The 22,070-nt window shown below is 71.6% G+C and carries 20 protein-coding genes and 3 pseudogenes; 8 read left to right on the plus strand and 15 right to left on the minus strand.

The window, feature by feature from the left end; translation table 11 throughout:
• Positions 1-21 precede the first annotated feature (21 nt).
• From WJ438_RS14590 to WJ438_RS14610, 5 genes and pseudogenes are all read right to left on the minus strand, one after another.
• Positions 22-915 (minus strand): NYN domain-containing protein, encoded by an 894-nt coding sequence (locus WJ438_RS14590; protein WP_406725624.1) that lies wholly within the window; start codon positions 913-915, stop codon positions 22-24.
• Positions 916-1,114: 199 nt separating this feature from the next.
• On the minus strand, positions 1,115-1,720 hold the full coding sequence (locus tag WJ438_RS14595; protein WP_406725625.1) for a MarC family protein: 606 nt from the start codon (positions 1,718-1,720) through the stop codon (positions 1,115-1,117).
• A gap of 151 nt (positions 1,721-1,871) precedes the next feature.
• Positions 1,872-2,714 (minus strand): annotated as a pseudogene (locus WJ438_RS14600) (PHP domain-containing protein); the annotation flags it as partial.
• Between the two features lie 127 nt (positions 2,715-2,841).
• The gene (locus WJ438_RS14605) at positions 2,842-3,489 is read right to left on the minus strand and encodes a DUF6758 family protein (protein ID WP_406725626.1); all 648 of its coding nucleotides are present in this window, start codon (positions 3,487-3,489) and stop codon (positions 2,842-2,844) included.
• Between the two features lie 206 nt (positions 3,490-3,695).
• On the minus strand, positions 3,696-4,280 hold the full coding sequence (locus WJ438_RS14610) for a suppressor of fused domain protein (RefSeq protein ID WP_406725627.1): 585 nt from the start codon (positions 4,278-4,280) through the stop codon (positions 3,696-3,698).
• A 606-nt stretch (positions 4,281-4,886) separates the two neighbouring features.
• Between WJ438_RS14610 and WJ438_RS14615 the strand changes: the two genes are divergently transcribed.
• Positions 4,887-6,005, plus strand: coding sequence for a magnesium and cobalt transport protein CorA (locus tag WJ438_RS14615; RefSeq protein ID WP_406725628.1), 1,119 nt, complete (start codon positions 4,887-4,889; stop codon positions 6,003-6,005).
• 60 nt (positions 6,006-6,065) lie between these two features.
• Complete coding sequence (locus WJ438_RS14620) at positions 6,066-6,620, plus strand: hypothetical protein (RefSeq protein ID WP_406725629.1); 555 nt, start codon at positions 6,066-6,068, stop codon at positions 6,618-6,620.
• A gap of 21 nt (positions 6,621-6,641) precedes the next feature.
• On the opposite strand, the pseudogene WJ438_RS14625 reads toward WJ438_RS14620, so the two are convergent.
• A pseudogene (locus WJ438_RS14625) lies at positions 6,642-7,443 on the minus strand (hypothetical protein).
• Between the two features lie 304 nt (positions 7,444-7,747).
• Between WJ438_RS14625 and WJ438_RS14630 the strand changes: the two are divergent.
• From WJ438_RS14630 to WJ438_RS14640, 3 genes and pseudogenes are all read left to right on the plus strand, one after another.
• A complete protein-coding gene (locus WJ438_RS14630; protein WP_406725630.1) occupies positions 7,748-9,121 on the plus strand; it encodes a magnesium transporter MgtE N-terminal domain-containing protein in 1,374 nt (457 codons plus the stop codon).
• Positions 9,111-9,718: pseudogene (locus WJ438_RS14635) on the plus strand (DUF1003 domain-containing protein). The gene WJ438_RS14630 and the pseudogene WJ438_RS14635 overlap by 11 nt, the downstream one beginning before the upstream one ends.
• A 43-nt stretch (positions 9,719-9,761) precedes the next feature.
• Positions 9,762-10,895, plus strand: coding sequence for an Mrp/NBP35 family ATP-binding protein (locus tag WJ438_RS14640; protein WP_406725631.1), 1,134 nt, complete (start codon positions 9,762-9,764; stop codon positions 10,893-10,895).
• 132 nt (positions 10,896-11,027) lie between these two features.
• Here the strand turns inward: WJ438_RS14640 and WJ438_RS14645 are convergent, their stop codons facing one another.
• The 5 genes from WJ438_RS14645 to sigE all read right to left on the minus strand — a co-directional run bounded on the left by WJ438_RS14645 (position 11,028) and on the right by sigE (position 16,438).
• Positions 11,028-11,705: a hypothetical protein gene (locus WJ438_RS14645; protein ID WP_406725632.1), complete on the minus strand. Its 678-nt coding sequence runs from the start codon at positions 11,703-11,705 to the stop codon at positions 11,028-11,030.
• 235 nt (positions 11,706-11,940) lie between these two features.
• The gene (locus WJ438_RS14650; protein WP_406725633.1) at positions 11,941-12,393 is read right to left on the minus strand and encodes a sec-independent translocase; all 453 of its coding nucleotides are present in this window, start codon (positions 12,391-12,393) and stop codon (positions 11,941-11,943) included.
• Positions 12,394-12,627: 234 nt separating this feature from the next.
• Complete coding sequence (locus WJ438_RS14655) at positions 12,628-14,508, minus strand: trypsin-like peptidase domain-containing protein (RefSeq protein WP_406725634.1); 1,881 nt, start codon at positions 14,506-14,508, stop codon at positions 12,628-12,630.
• 158 nt (positions 14,509-14,666) lie between these two features.
• Entirely contained in the window at positions 14,667-15,740 is a 1,074-nt protein-coding gene (locus WJ438_RS14660) for an anti-sigma factor family protein (RefSeq protein ID WP_406725636.1), read from the minus strand.
• On the minus strand, positions 15,737-16,438 hold the full coding sequence (sigE, locus tag WJ438_RS14665; RefSeq protein ID WP_406725637.1) for an RNA polymerase sigma factor SigE: 702 nt from the start codon (positions 16,436-16,438) through the stop codon (positions 15,737-15,739). Before sigE ends, WJ438_RS14660 begins: the two co-directional genes overlap by 4 nt.
• 233 nt (positions 16,439-16,671) lie before the next feature.
• Here sigE and WJ438_RS14670 point away from each other — a divergent pair, with 233 nt between their 5' ends.
• On the plus strand, positions 16,672-17,370 hold the full coding sequence (locus tag WJ438_RS14670; protein WP_406729691.1) for an O-methyltransferase: 699 nt from the start codon (positions 16,672-16,674) through the stop codon (positions 17,368-17,370).
• Positions 17,371-17,484: 114 nt separating this feature from the next.
• Here the strand turns inward: WJ438_RS14670 and WJ438_RS14675 are convergent, their stop codons facing one another.
• Positions 17,485-17,652 carry a DUF3117 domain-containing protein gene (locus WJ438_RS14675; RefSeq protein WP_003966491.1) on the minus strand — a complete coding sequence of 56 codons (168 nt, stop codon included), beginning with the start codon at positions 17,650-17,652 and terminating at the stop codon, positions 17,485-17,487.
• Between the two features lie 381 nt (positions 17,653-18,033).
• Between WJ438_RS14675 and WJ438_RS14680 the strand changes: the two genes are divergently transcribed.
• Positions 18,034-18,837 (plus strand): enoyl-CoA hydratase/isomerase family protein, encoded by an 804-nt coding sequence (locus WJ438_RS14680; RefSeq protein ID WP_406725638.1) that lies wholly within the window; start codon positions 18,034-18,036, stop codon positions 18,835-18,837.
• Between the two features lie 115 nt (positions 18,838-18,952).
• Here WJ438_RS14680 and WJ438_RS14685 read toward each other — a convergent pair whose 3' ends face one another.
• Both WJ438_RS14685 and WJ438_RS14690 read right to left on the minus strand, forming a co-directional pair.
• Positions 18,953-19,537, minus strand: coding sequence for a DNA-3-methyladenine glycosylase I (locus WJ438_RS14685; RefSeq protein WP_406725639.1), 585 nt, complete (start codon positions 19,535-19,537; stop codon positions 18,953-18,955).
• Positions 19,534-19,890 carry a DivIVA domain protein gene (locus WJ438_RS14690; protein WP_406729692.1) on the minus strand — a complete coding sequence of 119 codons (357 nt, stop codon included), beginning with the start codon at positions 19,888-19,890 and terminating at the stop codon, positions 19,534-19,536. The genes WJ438_RS14685 and WJ438_RS14690 overlap by 4 nt, the downstream gene beginning before the upstream one ends.
• Before the next feature lie 185 nt (positions 19,891-20,075).
• Here WJ438_RS14690 and folP point away from each other — a divergent pair, with 185 nt between their 5' ends.
• Positions 20,076-20,936 (plus strand): dihydropteroate synthase, encoded by an 861-nt coding sequence (gene folP / locus WJ438_RS14695; RefSeq protein WP_406725640.1) that lies wholly within the window; start codon positions 20,076-20,078, stop codon positions 20,934-20,936.
• 272 nt (positions 20,937-21,208) lie between these two features.
• On the opposite strand, the gene WJ438_RS14700 is transcribed toward folP, so the two are convergent.
• Complete coding sequence (locus tag WJ438_RS14700) at positions 21,209-21,967, minus strand: TIGR00730 family Rossman fold protein (RefSeq protein WP_406725641.1); 759 nt, start codon at positions 21,965-21,967, stop codon at positions 21,209-21,211.
• Positions 21,968-22,070 lie beyond the last annotated feature (103 nt).

A 22,070-nucleotide genomic window follows, 5' to 3' on the forward strand; every position in this document is an offset into this window, starting at 1 on the left:
TGCGGCCCCGGGAGCGCGCCGTCAGTACTGCGCCTGGAGATGGGCCCAGAAGCCGTCGCGCAGGGCGCGTCTCAGGTCTGCCTGGCCGCGCAGGGAGTACTGCAGCAGGCCCTCGGCCTCCACCAGCAGGTCCTGGTCGACCGAGCCGGGCAGGTAGGGGTGGCCGGGCAGCAGCTCCACCAGCGTGTCCCGCCCCCGTTCGGCGAGCCACTTCGCGGCGATCTGCGCACCGACGAAGCGGACGTCCTCGCGGGTGGGCCGATCTGTCGCGGGCTCGTACGCGGGGGCCGCGCGCCGGGAGACGTACGGCTTGAAGAAGTCGAGCTCGAAGGTGCGCTGGCTGTCGACCTCCCAGAGCAGCGGCTCGGCCTGGTTGCGGCCCTCGGGGGTTTCGATGCCCCAGAGGTGGACGCGGGCGCCGTACCCCTGGGCGGCCTCGACCGCCGAGACCAGGTCCTCGTCGCCGCCCAGCAGGGCCGCGTCGCTGATGGCGCGGTGCCGGGCCAGTGACTCCAGGTCGGAGCGGATCAGGGAGTCGACGCCCTTCTGCTGGTTGTTGGAGTTGAGGTTGCCGAGGCGGACCTTGACGTCGGGGAGTTCCGCGATGGTCTGCTGCTCGGCGGTGTGGATGCGGCGCCGGGCCCCGTCGTACCAGTAGACGCGCAGCAGCCTGCTGTCCGCGAAGATGGTGCGGGCCCGGTCGATGAGCGCGTCGATGAGTCCCTCGGCGTCGAGGTCGAAGGCCCTGCGGTCCTCCGTCCCGGCCACCAGCCGGCCCGCCGCCGCGTACAGGTAGCCGGCGTCGACGAAGATCGCGTGTGTCGAGGGTGTCTTCGCCACCTCGGCAAGCATGCGCTGGAGCAGCTCGTTCGTGCGGTCGATACGGGAGTTCAGGTCCGCGAGGTCGTCGTTCATCGTCTCTATTGTCCTGGCGGTCACTGTGCGAACACAACCGGTCCCGGTCGGTCTCCTTCGGTACCGCCGTGCACAGCACCTTGTGGACGCCGCCTCCGTCAACCGTACCGTTCGCCAGGCCGCCGCCCTCGGGCAGCGCCTGTGGATCCGCCCGGCCGACACACCCGCCTCCTCACGGGGGACGCGCACCGCGGCGCGGTCAGCCGCCCTGGATCACCTGCGTGACCCCGTTGATGATCTGCTGTACGGCGATCGCGGAGAGCATCATGCCCGCGAGGCGCGTCACCAGGACCACCCCGCCGTCCTTGATGATCCGGATGATCAGCAGCGAGTACCGCATCACCAGCCACAGCACGACATGGATGGCGAGGATCGCCGCCCACACCGACACCTGGGCGGTCGTGCCGTCCGCCTCCTGCACGGCGAGGATGACCGACACGATCGCGCCGGGACCGGCCAGCAGGGGCATGCCGAGCGGGACCAGCGCGACGTTGACGTCCTTGGTCTGCTTGGGTTCGTCGGTCTTGCCGGTGAGCAGGTCGAGCGCGATCAGCAGAAGCAGCAGCCCACCCGCGATCATCAGCGCGGGCACCGACACATGCAGGTAGTCGAGGATCTGCTGCCCGATCAGCCCGAACAGGACGATCACACCACCGGCCACGCAGACGGCCTGGAAGGCCATCCGCTTCTGCACCTTGGCGGGCCGCCCCGCGGTCAGGGCCAGGAAGATCGGGGTGATCCCGGGGGGATCCATGATGACGAAAAGGGTCAGGAAGAGAGAGCCGAAGACGGCGACGTCGAACATGAGTGCCTTGCCGGGAACGAGCGAGCGCGGAACGCTCGAGGAAAGAGCCCAAGAATGAGCGGGGGAAAGAAGGGCGTCGACGTCCCGGAAAGGGGGCGATGAGCCGGAGGAGCGTGTGAGGCGTACGGGCGTGGGACTCAGGCGCCGCCGGCCCCGGCACCGGGAACGCGCCGGTCGCGCGCCGCGTGATCTCGCCGTACACCTCAGGGTCCGTCGTGAACTCGCCGAGCTCGCAGCTCTTCCGGCTGCCGTGGTAGTCGCTGGACCCGGTCACCAGCAGCCCCAGTTCCTTCCCGAGACCTCGCAGCCGCGCCCGGGTCTCGGGGTCGTGGTCCATGTGGTCGACCTCGATGCCGTCGAGGCCGGCCGCGGCCAGCTCGGCCATCACGGACTCCGGTACGGTCCGGCCGCGCTTGGTGGCGGCCGGGTGTGCGAACACCGCGACCCCGCCCGCGCCCTTGACCAGCCGGAGCGCTTCGAAGGGGTCCGTCTCGTGCTTCTCCATATGGGCCCGGCCGCCGTCGGCCAGCCACTGAGGGGTGAACGCGTCGTCCACGGTCGCCACCACGCCCAGCTCGACGAGTGCGGTGGCCACGTGCGGGCGGCCCACCGAGCCGTCGCCGGCGATCCGGGCGACCTGCTCCCAGGTGACGGGCACGCCCAGGGCGTTCAGCTTGGCGACCATGCCCCGGGCCCGCGGCACCCGGTCGTCCCGGACCAGCTCGCGCTCGGCGAGCAGGGCCGGTTCCTCGGGGTCGAAGAGGTAGGCCAGCATGTGCATGCCGACACCGTCGAGCCGGCAGGAGAGCTCGGCGCCGGTCACCAGCGTGAGCCCCGCGGGGAGCGCGGCGAGGGCCTCGGCGTGGCCGCGGGTGGTGTCGTGGTCGGTCAGCGCGACGACGTCGAGACCGGCAGCGGCGGCCTTGCGGACCAGGTCGGCCGGGGAGTCCGTACCGTCGGACGCGGTGGAGTGGGTGTGCAGATCGATGCGCACGACGCGTTGCTCCAAGCGGTGGCCGACGGGCAGGGACGCTTCAGGATAACCGTATTTCCGCACGCTCCTGTCACACCCGAATCCACCCTGCGCCCCCTACCGCTCCCGCCGCCGGCTCCGCACGGGACTACGGCGTCCTCTCCATCAGCCGCGGTGACAGCGCCCCGCAGGGCACCAGTTCCAACTCGGCCCCGGCGTCCCGGAGGTCGGTGAGGACCAGCTCCTCGTACATCAGGAGCCCGCACTGCTCGGGCCAGACCACCGCCCACAGCCACATCCCGAGCGCCTCGCCCGCGAAGACCGCCCGGTCGTCCGGCGTCTTGGAGACGTGCCAGAGCGGGGTCGGCCGGCCGGCGGCCAGCACCTTGGTGTCGGCGGGCTTCTCGACGTTCAGATACGGGCCGGGGTCCGGGCCGTCGACGCCCGCGTACCGCGCGCCCAGCCCGACGCCGATTTCCTCGGCCACGAGGATGAGCTCACCCATGCCGCCGAGCGGTCCGGGCCCGGTGCAGGCGACGGCGGTGGCCCGGCCGCCGCTGCGGTCGTCACCCGCTGAGACCACGCCGGTGAACAGCCAGCCCACCGGCAGTGGCCACGGCATCCACACCGGCACCTGGGTGCGGTGCACGACGACGTTGAGGGCATCGACGCTCGGCGGTATCACGGGCTGGACCGGGTGCACCGTGCCGTGCACATCGCACTGCCACGCATCGGAGAAGAGGCCGGGAGCCCTGACCCGGCCACCACACTTCGGGCAACTGGGTTCGCCCCTCATAGGGCCCCACGGTCCTACCCCCGCACCGCCACGTCAAGGACGATCACCCGTCCGGACCGAACCGGTCACCCGGAACCGGACGCGGCCCACTCGGCCCGTCCGGCCGTCCGGGCCGATCCACCGGCCCGGACGACACCTTGCGCCCGCTCGTCAACGTCGGTCCGGAGCCGGCCAGTTGGCGAGGAGGGCGGCCGGGGTGAGCTTGCTCACCCCAGCGGGACGGAGGCGCGGGCGGGATGCCTCAGGTCGGTGCCCCGGGTCAGCCAGCGCTCCTGGAGCGCCTGGGCGCCGTGCACCCGCTTCCAGGCGGCCTCGTTCGGAGTCATCGGCAGCAGTGGCAGGAACCGTACGGGCTCCATGGGCTCGTCGAGCTCCAGGTCCTCCACCAGACCGCCCGGCTCGGCGACCAGCACCGAGGTGAACGGGGCGTCGGGCCACAGCGGTTCACCGACGTCGAGGGAGGCGCCGGGGGCCACGACCACACCCTCGACCTGCGGCGACGCGGCGAGCACGGCGAGCGGACGGAGCACCTTGTCGGTGTCGGCGAGGCCGGCCCGTACGGACAGCACCAGCTCCACGCGCGGGCCCGCGACCGGATCCGCGAGCACCGCCGTGGGGTCGGCCATGGGCTGCGCGGACATGCCGAGGGTGGCGTAGCGCACGATGTCGCCCTCGTGGAAACGCAGCACCTCGAAGCGGTCCGTACCCAGGAAGGTGACCGCCGCGCGTGCGTCCGGTTCGCCCAGAGCCGTACGCAACCGGGCCTCGACCAGAGGAAGAACATCAGCCATGCGGCGAGCATAGAACTCGCCGGTAGCAGGTGAAGCGGCGCCTTGACACATCGGTCGGCTGCTACTCTGGCCCGGTGGTTCGGGGCAGCACGCAGGAGACCGCCCAGGCATCGCGCAGGCCTTGAGGACTTCACTTCGGGGCATCGCCCCAGTGCGCTGGAAAAGGTCAGTCCGCGTCCCGAGCCCCGATGTGACACTTCCCCCCACGGGGGAATCCCCTGAATCCCCTCAGGGGATGAGGATCGTCCCTCACGAGGGACCGGCCGGAGGAGGTGGGGCTGGCATGGACCGAAGTCGACCGTGCAGTAGCACCCGCTCTTCCACCCGCTGATGTAGCCGCTCCGTACTGGCTGCCACCCCTCATCATCGCGTCTTCACCGGAAGAGCATCTCGTTTCGTTGTGCCTGATCTGCCCCAGTAGCCGTATCAGCGACGAAACCCGCCACCGCGACGGTTCGGTGCTCCCCGCTTTGTGGACGTGCCAAACATCCTGCGCCTCAATTCTTCTCGGAGGCAGGGAAATCCCTGGTCAGGACGTCCTCATTCCGGGTGGTTCCACCCGTCGTACCGGCGCCTTTCGTTGCCCGTTTCGCGAAGGAGCCCGCCATGTCGATGATCCGCGACCTGCGCGCCGTGGTCCGTCCCTCCCGTGTCACGCCGCGCAAGGAGAGCAGCGGCCCTTACGACACCACCCGCGACCCGGCGACGACCACCGCGGTCGTCGACTGCGCCATCTACCGCGACGGTCGGCGCGTGGCCACCGAGAGCCCGCTCACCCCGCAGGAGGCGATGCGCCTGGTGCGCCGTGACTCGGGCTTCGTGTGGATCGGCCTGCACGAGCCGACCGAGGACGAATTCGCCGGTATCGCGCGCGAGTTCGGACTGCACCCGCTGGCCGTGGAGGACGCGGTCCAGGCCCATCAGCGGCCCAAGCTGGAGCGCTACGACGACTCGCTCTTCACGGTCTTCAAGACCATCCACTACCTCGACCACGACCGGCTCAACTCGAGCAGCGAGGTCGTCGAGACCGGTGAGGTGATGTGCTTCACCGGCCGGGACTTCTTCATCACCGTCCGGCACGGCGGCCAGGGCTCCCTGCGGGCCCTGCGGCACCGCCTCCAGGACGACCCCGAGCTGCTGGTCAAGGGTCCCTCGGCCGTCCTGCACGCCATCGCCGACCATGTCGTCGACGGCTACATCGCGGTCGCCGACGCGGTGCAGGACGACATCGACGAGGTGGAGACGGAGGTGTTCTCGCCGGGCCGCAAGGGCACCCCGCGCGGCACCGACGCCGGGCGGATCTACCAACTCAAGCGTGAGGTGCTGGAGTTCAAGCGAGCGGTGTCGCCGCTGCTGCGACCCATGCAGCTGCTGAGTGAGCGGCCGATGCGGCTGGTCGACCCGGAGATCCAGAAGTACTTCCGGGACGTGGCCGACCACGTGGCCCGAGTGCACGAGCAGGTGATCGGCTTCGACGAGCTGCTCAACTCCATCCTCCAGGCCAATCTCGCGCAGGCGTCCGTGGCGCAGAACGAGGACATGCGCAAGATCACCTCGTGGGCCGCCATCATCGCCGTGCCGACGATGGTCTGCGGGGTGTACGGCATGAACTTCGACTACATGCCGGAGACGCACTGGAAGTACGGCTACCCGGTGATCCTCAGCGTGACCGTGGTCCTCTGCCTGGGCATCCACCGCACGCTGAAGCGCAACGGCTGGCTCTGAGAGAGCGGCCGGCTCCGAGGGAAGGCCCTGCCCCGTGCGGGCCCTGGATAGGCTGGGCCCATGACAAGTGCGACCAGTGCGCTGCTCGACCGGGCCCTCATCGAGGAGGCCACGAAGAAGTCCGGCCTCGTCTGGGTCGAGGGGCCCGGTGTCCCGGCCCGGCCGTTGTGGCACGTGTGGCACGAGGGTGCGATGTGCCTGGTCGGCGACGGACCGGGGGAGCAGCCGCTGCCGGGGCTGGCCGACGGCGTGTCGGCCGAGGTGACGGTGCGCAGCAAGGACAAGGGCGGCCGGCTGGTCTCCTGGGCCGCGAAGGTCGTGGAGCTGCCGTCCGGCTCCGAGGAGTGGGACGCGGCGGTCGCCGTGCTCAAGGGCAAGCGCCTCAACGCGCCCGACGGAGAGGCGATGACGGAGCGCTGGGCCCGTGAGTGCCGTGTGCTGCGCCTGGAGCCGACCGGGGCGACGGCGCCACTGCCCGACGGCTCGCTGGCCGAGGCCCCGCTGCCGACTCCGGTGACGACCCGGCGTCCGCTCCCCGCGGGCCTCCCCCGGCTGCTGGCAGGGAAGACGGCGGGCGAGCGGAGCCTGAAGGAGCGGCGGAAGAAGCGCCGTTAGCCGGTCGTGCCCCTCCCGCAGCTACGAGGTCGGGAGCTCCCCGCCGTAGTCCAGGGTCTCGCTCTCGGCCGGTCTCTCCAGGGCGAAGTCACTGCCCCAGGCCGAGAAGGTGAGGGTGCCCGCCTTGCCAGGCCCGCACCAGGCGCAGGGGATACGGCTTGCCCTCCAGGGAGACGTCCAGGGTGCCGCCGGAGCCCTTGTCGCCGGTGATGCGGATGCTCCGGACGCCCTCCTGCTCATGGTGGCCGTCCGTGGCCAGCTTGCCGTGCAGGGTCAGCAGAGCGCCGAGGAGGACATCCTTGTCCGCGAAGCCGATGAACTTCTTGTACGACGGGTCGTCCTCCGGCACCTTCACGTACTTCTCGGCGAGCTTGCCGGCCGCCGCCGTGTCCGACGCACCGCCGCCCTCGTCGCTCGCACCCGTGCCCTCGCCCTCCGTACCGTCCTTGCCGCCCTTGCCGTTCGCCCAGAACTCCGCGTCGGCCTTCAGGAAGAGTTCGTCGTCGACCTTCAGCAGCCGGAACGTCTGCCCCCCGGCGGTGACCGAACCGATGCCGCCCTCGGGTGCGAGCCGCATGTCGAGCTTGTAGGTGTTCCCGCTGGTGACCACGCTTCCGTGCAGCCGCACGGTGTCGACCGACGTGGCGGCCGCCAGGGTGCTCTTCTGGATCTCGTCGGCGGTCAGTCTGCCGACGCCGTTGGTGCCCTCGTTCGGGTCCACTTCCTCGGAGCATCCCGTGAGCGCCATTCCGGTCACGAGCAGCGCGCACACGGCACGCGCCAGCGCGGTGGTGCGGGAACGGCCCTGGGAGATCGGAGTCACAGGTTGCGCTGCCTCTCTGAGGGGGACCTGAAGGGCGTACCGCAGATTACCGGGACCGTACGGTCCGGCCGGAGGCAGTCCGTCCGGGCCGGCCACAAGGGCACCTGCGATCAGGACGGGCTAGCCTGAAACCCACCCGAGCGGGGCATCCGGACACCGAACACGGCAGGACGTCCGGCCGGGCGGGACCGGACCGGTGCGGGCCCGGAGCAGACGGGGGCAGGCAGGAAAGGACAGGCAGAGGCAGGAACAGAGCAGGCAATACCACGCACGGCACGACCCCGCATGAAAAGGAGCCGCCGCCATGGCAGCGGGCGCCCCCCGGTTCTTCGTCTCGCACCTCTCCGGCGTCGCCGCCTTCGATCCGGTCGGCGACCAGGTGGGGCGCGTGCGCGACCTGGTCGTCATGCTGCGGGTCGGCCGCCGTCCACCGAGACTGCTCGGCCTCGTCGTCGAACTCCCCACCCGGCGCCGCATCTTCCTGCCCATGAACCGGGTGATCGCCGTGCAGTCCGGCCAGGTCATCACCACCGGCGTACTCAACGTCCGGCGCTTCGAGCAGCGGCCCACCGAGCGGCTCGTCTTCGGGGAGCTCCTGGACCGCAGGGTGACGCTCGTGGAGACCGATGAGGAGGTCACCGTCCTCGACCTGTCGGTGCATCAGCTGCCGGCCCGTCGGGAGTGGGAGATCGACCGCGTGTTCGTCCGTAAGGGCAGGAAGGGCAAAACGTTTCGGCGCGGCAAGGGGGAGACGCTGACCGTCGAGTGGTCCGCGGTCACCGGCTTCTCCTTGGAGGAACAGGGTCAGGGCGCCGAGAACCTGCTCGCCACCTTCGAGCAGCTGCGCCCCGCCGACCTGGCCAACGTCCTGCACCACCTCTCCCCCAAGCGCCGCGCCGAGGTCGCCGCCGCCCTGGACGACGACCGCCTGGCGGACGTGCTGGAGGAGCTGCCCGAGGACGACCAGGTGGAGATCCTCGGCAAGCTGAAGGAGGAGCGCGCCGCCGACGTCCTGGAGGCCATGGACCCCGACGACGCCGCCGACCTGCTCTCCGAACTGCCCGAGGCGGACAAGGAACGGCTGCTCAGCCTGATGCAGCCCGCCGACGCGGCCGACATGCGGCGCCTGATGTCGTACGAGGAGCACACGGCGGGCGGTCTGATGACGACCGAGCCGATCGTGTTGAGGCCCGACGCGACCGTCGCCGACGCGCTGGCCCGCATCCGCAACCCCGATCTGTCCCCGGCGCACGCGGCCCAGGTCTACGTCTGCCGACCGCCGGAGGAGACCCCGACCGGCAAGTACCTGGGCACGGTCCACTTCCAGCGCCTGCTGCGCGACCCTCCGTACACCCTGGTCGGTTCGATGCTCGACGACGACCTGCAGCCGCTGGAGCCGGACGCGGCACTCCCCGTGGTCGCCGGGTTCTTCGCCACGTACGACATGGTGGCGGCGCCCGTGGTCGACGAGGCGGGCGCGCTGCTGGGCGCGGTGACGGTGGACGACGTACTGGACCACATGCTGCCGGACGACTGGCGGGAGACCGAGTTCCATCTGGACGACGACAGCACAGGCAACACAGATAATGCGGACAGCACAGGCAACACAGGCGACACGGTCGACGCGAACGGCAGGGACACCGAGGACGGCGAGGGAGTGGTGACCGATGACTCCTGAGCGAGACAGTGTGCGCGAGCGCCTGCCGGCGGGTGCCACGGCCGCCGGGCGCCCGCGTACGCCTCGGCTGGACCAGCCGCGCCCCCTCGGCGCCGGCTCCTGCCCGAGTGGGACCCGGACGCCTTCGGGCGGCTGTCGGAGCGCATCGCGCGTTTCCTGGGCACCGGGCGGTTCATCGTCTGGATGACGGTCGTCATCATCGTGTGGCTGGTGTGGAACGTGTCCGCGCCGAAGGAACTGCGCTTCGACGAGTACCCGTTCATCTTCCTGACCCTGATGCTGTCCCTCCAGGCCTCCTACGCCGCCCCGCTGATCCTGCTCGCGCAGAACAGGCAGGACGACCGCGACCGGGTCAATCTGGAGCAGGACCGCAAGCAGGGCGAGCGGTCGATCGCGGACACCGAGTACCTGACCCGGGAGATCGCCGCCCTGCGGATCGGGCTCGGGGAGGTCGCGACGCGGGACTGGATCCGCTCGGAACTGCAGGAAGTGGTGAAGGAACTGGAGGACCGCCACAACGGACACCGGGATCACCACGGCTCATTTCCGGTGATGCGGGCGCAGCGGCCTCCGGGACGTGACGCAGACGACCACTGACGGGCTTACCGGGGGATGCACCGGGCGCCGTACCATCGACACCATGGCTACGGAAGACGCGGTGCGCGAAGCACTGGCGACGGTGAACGACCCCGAGATCAACCGGCCCCTCACCGAGCTCGGCATGGTCAAATCTGTGGAGATCGGCGCGGACGGGGCGGTCGCGGTCACCGTGTACCTGACGGTTTCCGGCTGCCCCATGCGGGAGACGATCACGCAGCGGGTGACGGACGCGGTCGCCGAGGTCGAGGGCGTCACCCGCGTCGACGTCACGCTGGACGTGATGAGCGACGAGCAGCGCAAGGAGCTGGCGAACGCCCTGCGGGGCGGTCAGGCCGAGCGCGAGGTGCCCTTCGCCAAGCCGGGCAACCTGACCCGGGTGTACGCGGTCGCCTCCGGCAAGGGCGGCGTCGGCAAGTCGTCGGTGACGGTGAACCTGGCGGCGGCGATGGCGGCCGACGGCCTGAAGGTCGGGGTCGTGGACGCCGACATCTACGGTCACTCGGTGCCGCGCATGCTGGGTGCCGACGGGCGTCCGACCCAGGTCGAGAACATGATCATGCCGCCGTCCGCGCACGGCGTGAAGGTCATCTCCATCGGCATGTTCACCCCGGGCAACGCGCCGGTCGTGTGGCGCGGCCCGATGCTGCACCGCGCGCTGCAGCAGTTCCTGGCGGACGTGTACTGGGGCGACCTGGACGTGCTCCTGCTCGACCTGCCCCCGGGCACCGGTGACATCGCGATCTCGGTCGCCCAGCTGGTCCCGAACGCCGAGATCCTGGTCGTCACCACGCCTCAGCAGGCGGCGGCCGAGGTGGCCGAGCGGGCGGGTTCCATCGCCGTGCAGACCCACCAGAAGATCGTCGGCGTGGTCGAGAACATGTCCGGCCTGCCGTGTCCGCACTGCGGCGAGATGGTCGACGTCTTCGGCACCGGCGGCGGCCAGTCGGTGGCCGACGGGCTGACCCGGACCACGGGCGCCAACGTCCCGGTACTCGGCTCCATCCCCATCGACGTGCGTCTGCGCGAGGGCGGCGACGAGGGCAAGCCGGTCGTCCTGTCCGACCCGGACTCCCCCGCCGGTTCGGCGCTCCGCTCGATCGCCGGCAAGCTCGGCGGCCGCCAGCGCGGCCTGGCGGGCCTGGCACTGGGCATCACGCCGCGCAACAAGTTCTGAGCACTCCAGCGGCCCGTAGGGGGCCGGGAGCCGCCGCAGCGCACTCACGCGGGGCGCCGTCCGTCGGGGCGGCGCCCTTCGCCGTACGGGTCGGCCGTACGGTCCGCACGGAACGGCCGTACGGTCCGCGGCTCAGGCCCCCGCGTAGGCGCTGATGTCCTTGACCACGGCGAAGCCCAGTCCGTACGCGCTCATGCCTCTGCCGTACGCGCCGACGTGCACGCCCGCCTGCGTCGATCCCGCGAGCACCCAGCCGAACTCGGACTCCCGGTAGCGGAACGGCGTCGGCACCCCGTCCACGGGGAGGGAGAGCGTCGACCAGTCCGGTCCGGCGAGGTCGTCCGCGAGCACCCAGGCCGTCTCCGTCTGCTGCTCCAGCCAGTCGTCGCGCAGGGTGTGGTCCATCTGGCCCGGCCAGGTGAACGACAGCAGCCCCACACCGGCGAGCCAGGCGGCGGAGGACACCGAGGTGGCTTCCAGCAGGCCGGTGCCGTCCGCGCTGCGGCGCACCGGGTTGGCGGCCACGGTCACGGCGACCGCGAACTTCTCCTTGGCCTCCCGGCCGGTCCCGGCCGTGCACTCGCTGCGCACCGAGGGCTCGTCGCCGTGTCCGATCGACCCGTGCTCGACGGCCCCGTCGGCCGTGGCTCCCACCTGCATCAGCCAGCGCCGTCCCGTGAACGCCTCGTCGAGGCCGTACCAGGGGAAGGGCGCGCTCAGATAGCCGTCGACCGTACGCCGGGCGGAGGGGGCTCGTCCTCCGTCCTCCGCGGCCGACGCCTGCGCGACTGCCCGACTCGTCGTCTTCATGCCCGGACGCCTCCTCGCTCTGGTCGGACCGGGGCGGCCCGCCCCCCTTCGGGCGTACTCGTCCGGACCGCACAACAACTCGGGCAGCATAGCCACCTCGTCGGCGTGTGCCGGGAAAAGCGCCCGGCGCGTGGGTCGCGTGGATGTCCGGTTCAGGCCGTGCGGGACCCCTGTGGAGTATGAAACGCGTCACGTGCGCGGAGCGTACGCTTCCGCGCGTCCGGCAGGGCGTGGCTCAGGTGGCGTCCGCGTCGAAGGGCGGGCGGTCGTCGGCGGCCGAGGGCTCGGGCTTCTTCGTCATGTCGATGCGGCCCCCCGCTGAGGACGCAGCCGACGCAGAAGAGGAGGAAGAGGACGACTCGGAGTCGCGGCCGTGGACGGCGTCCGTGACGTCGGCCATCTCCTTCTTCAGGTCGAAGCCGTTGCGGATCTCCTTGAGCCCCAGCTCGTCGCTGTCCAACTGCTTGCGGATGAACGTCTTGGGGTTGAGGTCCTCGAACTCGAAGTCCTTGAACTCCGGGCCGAGTTCCTCGCGGATGTCCTGCTTGGCACTGTCCGAGAAGTCGCGGATCTTCCGGATCGTCCTGCTCACGTCCTGGATGACCTTGGGGAGCTTTTCCGGACCGAAGACGAGCACGGCGAGGACGATGAGCGTCACCAGCTCGAGCGGTCCTATGTCATTGAACACCTGAAGCTCCTTGCGATGTTCTCGGTCCTCGGCCCTCGGCCCTCGGTGGTCGGTGCGTCGACGCGGCCGTGCGTCCGTGCGTCCGTGCGGTCTTCCGTGGTCCGGGCCGGATCCACGGTACCCGCCACCCCGTACGACCGGTACCGTCCCGTGGCTTCCGGGTGGGTGTACGCGGTGGCTCTTCCCCGCCCGTTCGCCTTCTCGTGGCGTGCGGTACGCCTTGCTCTCCGCCGCTCAGTCACCGCCGGAGGACCCGAGCACCAGCGAGATCTCCCGCTCCTCGCCGTCCCGCTCCAGGGTGAGCTCCAGCCGGTCCCCGGGGCGGTGGGCGCGGGTCTTGACGATGAGTTCCTCACCGGAGTGGACGCGTCGGCCGTCGACCTTCGTGATGACGTCACCGGCCCTGATCCCGGCCCTGGCTCCGGGCCCGCCGGTGCTGACCGGGGGTCCGCCGTCGCTGCCCTTGGTGCCGACGCGGGCGCCGTCGCCGGCGTAGTCCATGTCCAGGGTGATGCCGATCACCGGGTGGGTCGCCCTACCGGTGTTGATCAGTTCCTCGGCGACGCGCTTGCCCTGGTTGATGGGGATGGCGAACCCGAGCCCTATGGAACCGGCCCGGCCGCTCTCCGCCTCGCCGCCGCCGCTGTCGGCGGAGCGGATGGCGGAGTTGATGCCGATCACGCGGGCCTGGGCGTCGAGCAGGGGGCCGCCGGAGTTGCCGGGGTTGATCGGCGCGTCGGTCTGCAGGGCGTCGACGTACGACACGTCGCTGCCGTCGCCCCGTCCGCCGCCCGCCGTGATGGGGCGTTCCCGCGCGCTGATGATGCCGGCGGTGACCGTGCCGGCCAGGTCGAAGGGGGCACCGATGGCGATGACGGGGTCGCCCACCCGCACGTTGTCCGAGTTGCCGAGGGGCAGGGGGTCCAGTCCGCTGACGCCCTTGACCCTCACCACGGCGAGGTCGTAGCCGCTGTCCCGGCCGACGACCGTGGCCTTCGCGGTGTCGCCGCTGTGGAAGGTGACGGTGATCTCGCCGTCGCTTCCGGCGGGCTGCACGACATGGTTGTTGGTGAGGATGTGTCCGCGGTCGTCGAGCACGAACCCGGTACCGGTGCCCGCCGACGCGGCACCGCTGACGTGCAGGGTGACGACGCTGGGCAGGGCCTGCGCGGCGATCCCGGCGATGCTCCCGGGTTCCCGCCCGGCGGGCTCCTCCCCGGCCTGCGGCAGTTCCACGGCACCCACACCGCCGTTGCGCTCCAGGTGGGCGCCGACGACCCCGCCGACGCCGCCGGAGGCGAGCGCGACCACCAGCATGAGGCCGATGAGCACCCTTCGCGCGCGCTTGCGCCGCTGATCCTTCGTGGGCACCGCGCCCCCGGTCTGCTGCAACGGCGCGCTCGCACCGGCGGCGGCCGCCGCCCAGGGGTCGTAACGCTGCCAGGGGCCGGCTGCCGCCGGGGCGTCCGTGGCGGAGGCGTCCAGGGCCGGGGGCACGGGTGCGGTGTGGCTCGTGGCCGGGGCGCCGGGCTCGGGCACGGTGGGAACGGTGGGGGGTGCGGCGGCCGGGACGGGCACGCCGTGCGCCGGCGCGTCCGACGCCGGATACCGCACCAGGCGCGGGACCGCCGTGCCCTGCGCGGGAGTCGCCGCCGGATGCTGGACCGGGGGCGCGGGCGCCCAGGGCCCCGGCTCACCGTACGGCGGGGTGCTGTAGGGGTCGGGATCGTGCAGCGGCCGGGGCTGCTCGGCCTGCCCCGGACCGTATCCGGCCACGGCGGGCTCGGTGGCCCCGGCGGCCACACCGGGCTCCTGGTGCCCGGCGGGCTCGACGGCCCCAGCGGGACGGCCGACCACCGCTGCCTCGCCGGTCTCCGCGGCTTCCGTGGTCTCGGCGTCCAGGGGCCGGTGCAGTGCGTAGTCGCCCCCGGGGGTGGTCGGAGGTGTGGCGGGCCGCGCGAGTTCGAAGTCCCCGTCGGCGCCCCGCGCACGCTCTCCGTGGGGCGCCGCGTCCCGGTTCTCCGCCCCGGACGGGGCGGCTCCGGCCGCTACCGGCTCGGCGGGCTCCTCCCGCTCTCCCGTTGGGCTCGCCTTCGTGGGCTTCCCCTCGTTCATGCTCTCCCCACAGCTGGCCGCAGATCTCGACTCCGTGGCTCCGTACGCCTCCGCGCGTCAGAGCCGGTCCGGCACCCGGCTGCAGTCGGCCTGGGCGCGCCACCTGGATTCAACCAGGTTCGCACGCCCGTGCGCAGCGGACCGGGTCGATGCACAGATCAGCGGAGCATGCGGGAAGAAGCCGAGGAAGCCGCGGACGCGGTGGGGGCGGGAGCCGCGGTCGCGCCGACCGTGGAACCAGTGACCGGCGAGCCAGTGGCCGTCGCGGTCGCGGTGGAACCGGGGGCGGTGGGGAACGAACCGGGTGTCCTGAGCCCGGGGGTCGTCTCCCACGCGGACAGCACGAGCGGCGGGGCCGTGCTGAGCGGCGGTATCAGCGGGGACATCGGGGCCGCGTCGGCCATGACCGGGGCGGCCAGGGCGCTGTGGTGCCGGTGGGCGGGCGGCGGCACCCCGGGAAGCAGCGGCGTGGCGGCCTGCGTCGGGGCGGCCGGGGCGTCGCCCAGGGCGCTCTGGCCCTGCAGCTGACCGACCGACGGAGTGGTGCCGCGGCGCCGCTGGGAGTCGGGCGCGGTCGCCGCCGCGCTGCCGCTGCCCTGGGTGCGCATCGGTGTCACATTGCTGCCGCTGCCCGAGCCGCGGGCCGCCGTGTCGGTGGGTGCGACGCCGGCGACACCGCCGAGGGCGATCGCGGCCAGCGAGACCGCCCCGGCGGCTGCGGCGGCGAACCGCAGCCCGCGTGAGGCGGGCCGGTCCGGCTCGGGCCGGCTGACGTCATGGATGCGGAAGCCCCGGTCGGCTCCGATCGCGCCCGACGGAGACGCCGGCAGCGGGGCATGCCGCCGGGAGGGCGCGTAGGCGAACTCGAACCGCTCGCCGCGCCTGCCGGTCCCGAAGGCTCCGGAGACCTGACCGAGCGACACGGACGGGGCGCCCGGCAGCCCTCCTCCGTCCAGCGGGGAGCCACCGCCGAGGTCAGCGCCCGCCGGCAGACCCTGGAGGCGGGCCAGGAAGCTCTCGGAGGGCGGCGGCGGGGCCGCCTCCGCGAAGACGTTTTTCAGGCGGCGCTGCGCGTCCACCTCCGTTTTGCACTTCGCGCAGGTGGCGACGTGTGCCAGTACGCGCTCGCGCGCGTCATGACCGAGTTCTCCGTCCACCAGGGCGGAGAGTCGGTCTCCCAGGTGCTGCTCTGCGAGGTGTCCCTCGGCAGGTTTCGGCCGTGATCCACTCACGCGCTCGTGCCCCCTCCTCCCAGTGCGGGAACACGCGGCACGAAGGAGCGGCGCTCCGCGCGCGCCTGGGGCGAGCGGTGAGCGAGGGCCTTGCGCAACTGGGAGCGCCCGCGGTGGATCCGGGACCGGACCGTGCCGAGCTTGACGCCGAGGGTCGCGGCGATCTCCTCGTACGACAGCCCCTCGATGTCGCAGAGGACGACCGCGGCGCGGAACTCCGGAGCGAGGGTGTCGAGGGCCTGCTGGACGTCCGCGTCGAAGTGGGTGTCGTTGAAGACCTGCTGGGGGGTGGGCTCCTTGCTGGGCAGCCGCTCGGCCGCGTCGTCGCCCAGCGAGTCGAACCGGATGCGCTGCTTACGGCGCACCATGTCCAGGAAGAGATTGGTGGTGATGCGGTGCAGCCAGCCCTCGAAGGTGCCCGGCGTGTACGTCGACAGCGAGCGGAAGACGCGGACGAAGACCTCCTGGGTGAGGTCCTCCGCGTCGTGCTGGTTACCGGTGAGACGGTAGGCGAGCCGGTAGACCCGGCCGCTGTGCGTGCTGACGATCTCCTCCCAGGTGGGTGGAGTCCACGCCTGCCCGTCCGCGTCGGTGGAGAAGCTCGCGGTCTGGGCAGGCTCAGCGGCGTGGATGTGGTCAGCAGCGGTGTCGTTCACGGATTTCGGCCTGCCCGCCGATCCGAGGAAGCGCCTCAGCACTCCGCCCCGATCCACAGGCGCAGCCGCACCTCCCCTATCGGCTCTGGTGGTGTCCAGTGGAGCCCCTACCATAACCACCTCGCCCGTTAGCTCCGGATAAGCGGTTTTACGGGAAATTGATCTGGGCTGGCACGGCTCGTGGGCCTGCGTCAGCACTTGCTCGGTGTCCTCGCTCATTCGCCTACCCCCTCACGGCAGACGCCGCTTGCTCTTCCCCTTGAACGACCGGTCCCATCAGTGGGTTCCCGACGCCAACGGATAAAGTCACGCCGAGGCAACCACGGGGACAGGAGAGGGTCATTACCGCCAACCGGCAGACGAGCTGGGCGTTCGCGGACGCCTATGTCGCCGAGGACGAGGCGCTGCACTGGGCCCGGGACCGGGCTCGCGAGGCAGGGCTGCGCTCGGTGTCGCCCGGTACGGGTGCGGCTCTGCGGTTGCTCGCGGCCACCGTGGACGCCAAGGCGGTCGCGGAGATCGGCACGGGGTGCGGAGTCTCCGGGGTCCACCTGCTGCACGGCATGCGGCCGGACGGGGTGCTGACCACGGTCGACCAGGAGCCGGAGCACCAGCAGTCGGCCCGCCAGGCCTTCCGTACGGCGGGCTTCGCCGCCAACCGGGCCCGCTTCATCCCCGGCCGGGCCCTGGACGTCCTGCCCCGTCTCGCGGACTCCGGCTACGACCTCGTCTTCTGCGACGGGGACCGGCTCGAGTACCAGGACTATCTCGCCGAATCGTTGCGCCTGCTGCGCCCGGGAGGCCTGGTCGCCTTCGAAGGGGTCTTCGCGAGCGGCCGGACGGTGGACTCCGGTCCGCAGCCCACCGAGGTGCTGCGGCTGCGGGAACTGGTGCGGGCCCTACGCGAGAGCCAGGAGCTGGTGTCGTCGCTGCTGCCCGTGGGCGACGGACTACTCTGCGCGGTGAAGCGGTAAGCAGGCCCCCAGACATGCGCTCAACCCACCAAACAACGCTCTGACCTGCTAAAACAGTCGCCCCGGCACCGCGTGCGGCACCGGGGCGACTGAAAGGGTATGGTCGCTTGCGCGTTAGCCGACGACCTTCTTGAGGGCGTCGCCGAGCGCGTCGGCCTCGTCCGGGGTCAGCTCGACGACGAGCCGACCGCCGCCTTCGAGCGGAACGCGCATGACGATGCCCCGCCCCTCCTTGGTCACCTCGAGCGGGCCATCACCCGTCCGCGGCTTCATGGCCGCCATGCTCGTTCCCCTTCCTGAAACCCAGCTAAACCGTCTGAAGCCGACGGCCCACTGAAAGGCACCTGCGGTCCTTGAAGCAGGACACACGCCACCGGCATCGAACACATTGCTTCCAGGTCATTATCCCGCATCGCAGGACCCGATGACCAACCTCGGTCGGCATCGCTTGGGCAACGCGCGCGAGCAAAACCACTCAATTCGGCGATGTGACTGCGATACTGCGCCACCGCGCGCAGCTCCACCGAGCGAAAACGGCCGGTAATTCTTTGACGCAGGTCACATACCGGCGCCGCGCCACCGCCGGTGATCTCCGTCATGCTGTCCTGCACAGGGGCGTACCGACCGGTACGTCCCCGAGCCGCCACGCGGAGGGGATACACCATGGCCGACACCGTGCTCTACGAGGTGCGCGACGGACTCGCGACGATCACGCTGAACCGCCCGGAGGCGATGAACGCGCTGAACGTGGCGGCGAAGGTCGCGCTCCGGGACGCGGTCCGGGCCGCCGCGGACGACGACGCCGTGCGGGCCGTGCTGCTGACCGCCGCCGGTGACCGGGCGTTCTGCGTCGGGCAGGACCTCAAGGAGCACATCGGGCTGCTGGCCGCCGACCGCGAGGACGGTTCGGGGCGGACGATGAGCACGGTGCGCGAGCACTACAACCCGATCGTGAAGGCGCTCGCCGGGGCCGCGAAGCCGGTGGTCGCCGCGGTGAACGGGGTCGCGGCCGGGGCGGGCTTCGGCTTCGCGCTGGCGGCGGACTACCGGATCGTGGCCGACACGGCGGCGTTCAACACGTCGTTCGCCGGGGTCGCGCTGACCGCGGACTCCGGGATCTCCTGGACCCTGCCGCGGGTCGTCGGGCCCGGTCGTGCGACCGATCTGCTGCTCTTCCCGCGCAACATCCCGGCCCAGGAGGCGTACGACCTCGGGATCGCGAACCGACTGGTCCCCGCCGCCGAGCTGCGCGCGGAGGCGGAGAAGACTGCGCGGGCGCTGGCCGCGGGGCCGACGGTGGCGTACGCGGCGCTGAAGGAGTCGGTGGCGTACGGGCTCAGCCACTCCCTGGAGGAGACGCTGGAGAAGGAGGACGCGCTCCAGACCCGGGCGGGTGCCTCCGAGGACCACGCGATCGCCGTGCAGGCGTTCGTCAGCAAGGAGAAGCCGAAGTACCTGGGCCGCTGACCGACGGCCCAGGGTTCAGGGCCGCCCGGGGTTCGGGGCCGCCCGGGACTCGGGACCGCCCGGGACTCGGGACCGCCCGGGACTCGGGACCGCCCGGGACTCGGGGCCGTGAGGCTCAGGGCCGCCGGGCGACGCATTCCTTCAGGTGGTCGTCGACCAGGCCGCAGGCCTGCATCAGCGCGTAGGCCGTGGTCGGGCCGACGAAGCGCAGGCCCTGTTTCTTCAGCGCCTTGGACAGGGCGGTCGACTCGGAGGTGACCGCGGGGACGTCGGCGAGGGTCCTCGGCGCCGGGCGGCCTGCCCGGTCCGGGGCGTGGGACCAGATCAGGGCGTCCAGATCACCGGGCGCCCACCCGGCCAGCACGCGCGCGTTGGCCAGGGTCGCGTCGATCTTGGCGCGATTGCGGATGATGCCGGCGTCGGCCAGCAGGCGCTCCCGGTCCGCGTCGGTGAACTCCGCGACGGCCGCGATCCGGAAACCGGCGAAGGCGGTACGGAAGCCCGGGCGGCGGCGCAGGATCGTGATCCAGGACAGGCCGGACTGGAACGCCTCCAGGCTGAGCCGCTCGAAGAGGGCGTCGTCTCCGTGGACCGGGCGGCCCCACTCCTGGTCGTGGTAGGCGATGTAGTCCTCGGTGGACAGGGCCCAGGGGCAGCGCGGGGCGCCGTCCGGGCCGGCGAGGGCGGCGCCGCCGGTCACCGTTGTTCGCCCTCCGGGCGCGCGGCGGGCTTCTCCGTGGAGAGGTGCGCCGCGACGGCGCGGGCACCGGCCAGCGCGGCCTCCAGGTCGGCGATCCGGGCGTCGCGCTCGGCGAGCTCGGCGCCGAGACGGCTGAGGGCGTCGTCCACGTCGGCCATGCGGTAGCCGCGGGCGGCGAGCGGGATGCGGAGACCGTCCACGTCCGCGCGGCTGACCGGGCGGTCCAGCGGCAGGGAGTCCGTCAGGCGGTCGGGGGCCGCCTCGGGCAGCGGGCCGTTCTCGCCGCCGCCCACCACGGCGAGGGTCACCGCGGCGACCACTACGGCGAGCGCGACGACCAGGAACAAGAACATAACCATCGCTGGGGTCCCCACGGTTGGATCGAGTCGGATGGATCGGCTCAGACGGATCGGATGGTGGATCGGAGTCGGGTGTGTGGCTCCGATCGTGCCATGCGAGTCTGACAGTCAGGGTCACAGGCGGTCAGGGACGGCCGCGGACCGGACGAACCCTGACGAAAGAAGAGAGGTCACAGGGGATGCTCAGGCTGGGCAGGCGGGAATTCGCACCGCACGAGCCGGTGATCATGGCGATCGTGAACCGGACCCCGGACTCCTTCTACGACCAGGGCTCGACCTTCCGCGACGAACCGGCGCTCGCGCGCGTGGAGCAGGCGGTGGCGGAGGGTGCCGCGATCATCGACATCGGCGGGGTGAAGGCCGGGCCGGGCGAAGAGGTGTCCGCCGAGGAGGAGGCGCGGCGGACGGTCGGTTTCGTCGCCGAGGTGCGGCGGCGCTTCCCGGACGTCGTGATCAGCGTGGACACCTGGCGGCACGACGTGGGCGAGGCCGTGTGCGAGGCCGGGGCGGATGTGCTCAACAACGCGTGGGGCGGGGTCGATCCGCGGCTCGCGGAGGTCGCCGCGCGGTACGGCGCGGGGCTGGTGTGCACACACGCGGGGGGCGCCCGACCGCGGACCCGGCCGCACCGGGTGACGTACGAGGACGTGATGGCCGACATCCTCGAGCGGACCGTGGGGCTGGCGGAGCGGGCCGTGGCGCTGGGGGTGCCGCGGGAGTCGGTGATGATCGACCCCGGGCACGATTTCGGGAAGAACACCCGGCACAGTCTCGAGGCGACGCGGCGGCTGGACGAGATGGTCGCCACCGGGTGGCCGGTGCTGGTGTCGTTGTCCAACAAGGACTTCGTCGGGGAGACGCTGGACCGGCCGGTGAAGGAGCGGGTGCTGGGGACGCTGGCGACGACAGCGGTGTCGGCGTGGTTGGGGGCGCGGGTGTACCGGGTGCATGAGGTGGCGGAGACGCGGCAGGTGCTGGACATGGTGGCGTCGATCGCGGGGCATCGCGATCCCGCGGTGGCCCGGCGGGGGTTGGCGTAGGGCTCCGCCTCCGTAGGGGGTGTGCGGGCCTCCGCCCCCGCTCCCCGACGGGGTCGCTGCCCCTGACCCGCCAGGGGCAGCGCCCCCGGACCCCGGGCCCGTGCCCACCCACCGCCCGTCCCGGTGGGTCAGAAGTGGCCGCGCGGTACCTCGGTGGGGCGAAAGCAACTCCACGGGCCGCGCCGTCTCGGTGGGGCGAAAGCGACGCACGGGCCGCGGCAGCTCAGCTGGGCAAATGCGCCCCCGGACGCGTGCCCCCGCGCTCTACCGTCTCAGCGGCCCGCTTCCTTGGACACCAGGGCCACCGCTTCGTCGACGTCGTCCGTGACGTGGAAGAGGAGGAGGTCCTTGTCGGCCGCCTTGCCCTGGGCGATGACCGTGCCATGCAGCCAGTCGACCAGGCCGCCCCAGTAGTTGGTGCCGAACAGGACGATGGGGAACTGGGTGATCTTCTGCGTCTGGACCAGGGTCAGGGCCTCGAAGAGTTCGTCGAGGGTGCCGAGTCCGCCGGGCAGGACCACGAAGCCCTGCGAGTACTTGACGAACATCAGCTTGCGCACGAAGAAGTACCGGAAGTTCAGGCCGATGTCGACGTAGCTGTTCAGCCCCTGCTCGAACGGCAGCTCGATACCGAGGCCGACCGAGACGCCCCTGGCCTCGTATGCGCCCTTGTTGGCCGATTCCATGGCCCCGGGGCCACCGCCGGTGATCACCGCGAAGCCGGCCTCGACCAGGCCCCGGCCCAGCCGGACACCGGTCTCGTACTCCGGTGAGTCCACCGGTGTGCGGGCCGAGCCGAAGACGCTGATGGCGGGCGGCAGCTCGGCGAGCGTGCCGAAGCCCTCGATGAACTCCGACTGGATGCGCAGCACCCGCCAGGGATCGGTGTGCACCCAGTCCGAGGGCGCGCGCCCGTCCAGCAGCCGCTGGTCCGTGGTGCTCGTCTGGACCTGGCTCCGCCTGCGGAGCACCGGGCCCAGGCGCTGCTCCTCCGGTGGGCGCTTCTTGCCCTCGGGGTTGCCAGTAGCCATATGTGCTCCCTCCGGTTGCGGTCTCCCCGCTCGGGGATGCCGAGGTGCCGGGGAGAGATCGTTCCACTTCAGCGTAGATCCACGCGGGTTACGTACGGGGGAC

Source organism: Streptomyces sp. GD-15H, from assembly GCF_045291515.1.
GTDB lineage: Bacteria > Actinomycetota > Actinomycetes > Streptomycetales > Streptomycetaceae > Streptomyces.

Excerpts from the sequence above, each read along its gene's own strand:
- WJ438_RS14680 (WP_406725638.1), top strand. The coding sequence starts at position 18,034 with ATGGCCGACACCGTGCTCTACGAGGTGCGCGACGGACTCGCGACGATC.
- WJ438_RS14640 (WP_406725631.1), top strand. The coding sequence starts at position 9,762 with ATGGCTACGGAAGACGCGGTGCGCGAAGCACTGGCGACGGTGAACGAC.
- WJ438_RS14630 (WP_406725630.1), top strand. The coding sequence starts at position 7,748 with ATGGCAGCGGGCGCCCCCCGGTTCTTCGTCTCGCACCTCTCCGGCGTC.
- WJ438_RS14590 (WP_406725624.1), bottom strand. The coding sequence starts at position 915 with ATGAACGACGACCTCGCGGACCTGAACTCCCGTATCGACCGCACGAAC.
- WJ438_RS14620 (WP_406725629.1), top strand. The coding sequence starts at position 6,066 with ATGACAAGTGCGACCAGTGCGCTGCTCGACCGGGCCCTCATCGAGGAG.
- folP (WP_406725640.1), top strand. The coding sequence starts at position 20,076 with ATGCTCAGGCTGGGCAGGCGGGAATTCGCACCGCACGAGCCGGTGATC.
- WJ438_RS14690 (WP_406729692.1), bottom strand. The coding sequence starts at position 19,890 with ATGTTCTTGTTCCTGGTCGTCGCGCTCGCCGTAGTGGTCGCCGCGGTG.
- WJ438_RS14700 (WP_406725641.1), bottom strand. The coding sequence starts at position 21,967 with ATGGCTACTGGCAACCCCGAGGGCAAGAAGCGCCCACCGGAGGAGCAG.
- WJ438_RS14610 (WP_406725627.1), bottom strand. The coding sequence starts at position 4,280 with ATGGCTGATGTTCTTCCTCTGGTCGAGGCCCGGTTGCGTACGGCTCTG.
- WJ438_RS14615 (WP_406725628.1), top strand. The coding sequence starts at position 4,887 with ATGTCGATGATCCGCGACCTGCGCGCCGTGGTCCGTCCCTCCCGTGTC.
- WJ438_RS14675 (WP_003966491.1), bottom strand. The coding sequence starts at position 17,652 with ATGGCGGCCATGAAGCCGCGGACGGGTGATGGCCCGCTCGAGGTGACC.
- WJ438_RS14655 (WP_406725634.1), bottom strand. The coding sequence starts at position 14,508 with ATGAACGAGGGGAAGCCCACGAAGGCGAGCCCAACGGGAGAGCGGGAG.
- WJ438_RS14595 (WP_406725625.1), bottom strand. The coding sequence starts at position 1,720 with ATGTTCGACGTCGCCGTCTTCGGCTCTCTCTTCCTGACCCTTTTCGTC.
- WJ438_RS14645 (WP_406725632.1), bottom strand. The coding sequence starts at position 11,705 with ATGAAGACGACGAGTCGGGCAGTCGCGCAGGCGTCGGCCGCGGAGGAC.
- WJ438_RS14605 (WP_406725626.1), bottom strand. The coding sequence starts at position 3,489 with ATGAGGGGCGAACCCAGTTGCCCGAAGTGTGGTGGCCGGGTCAGGGCT.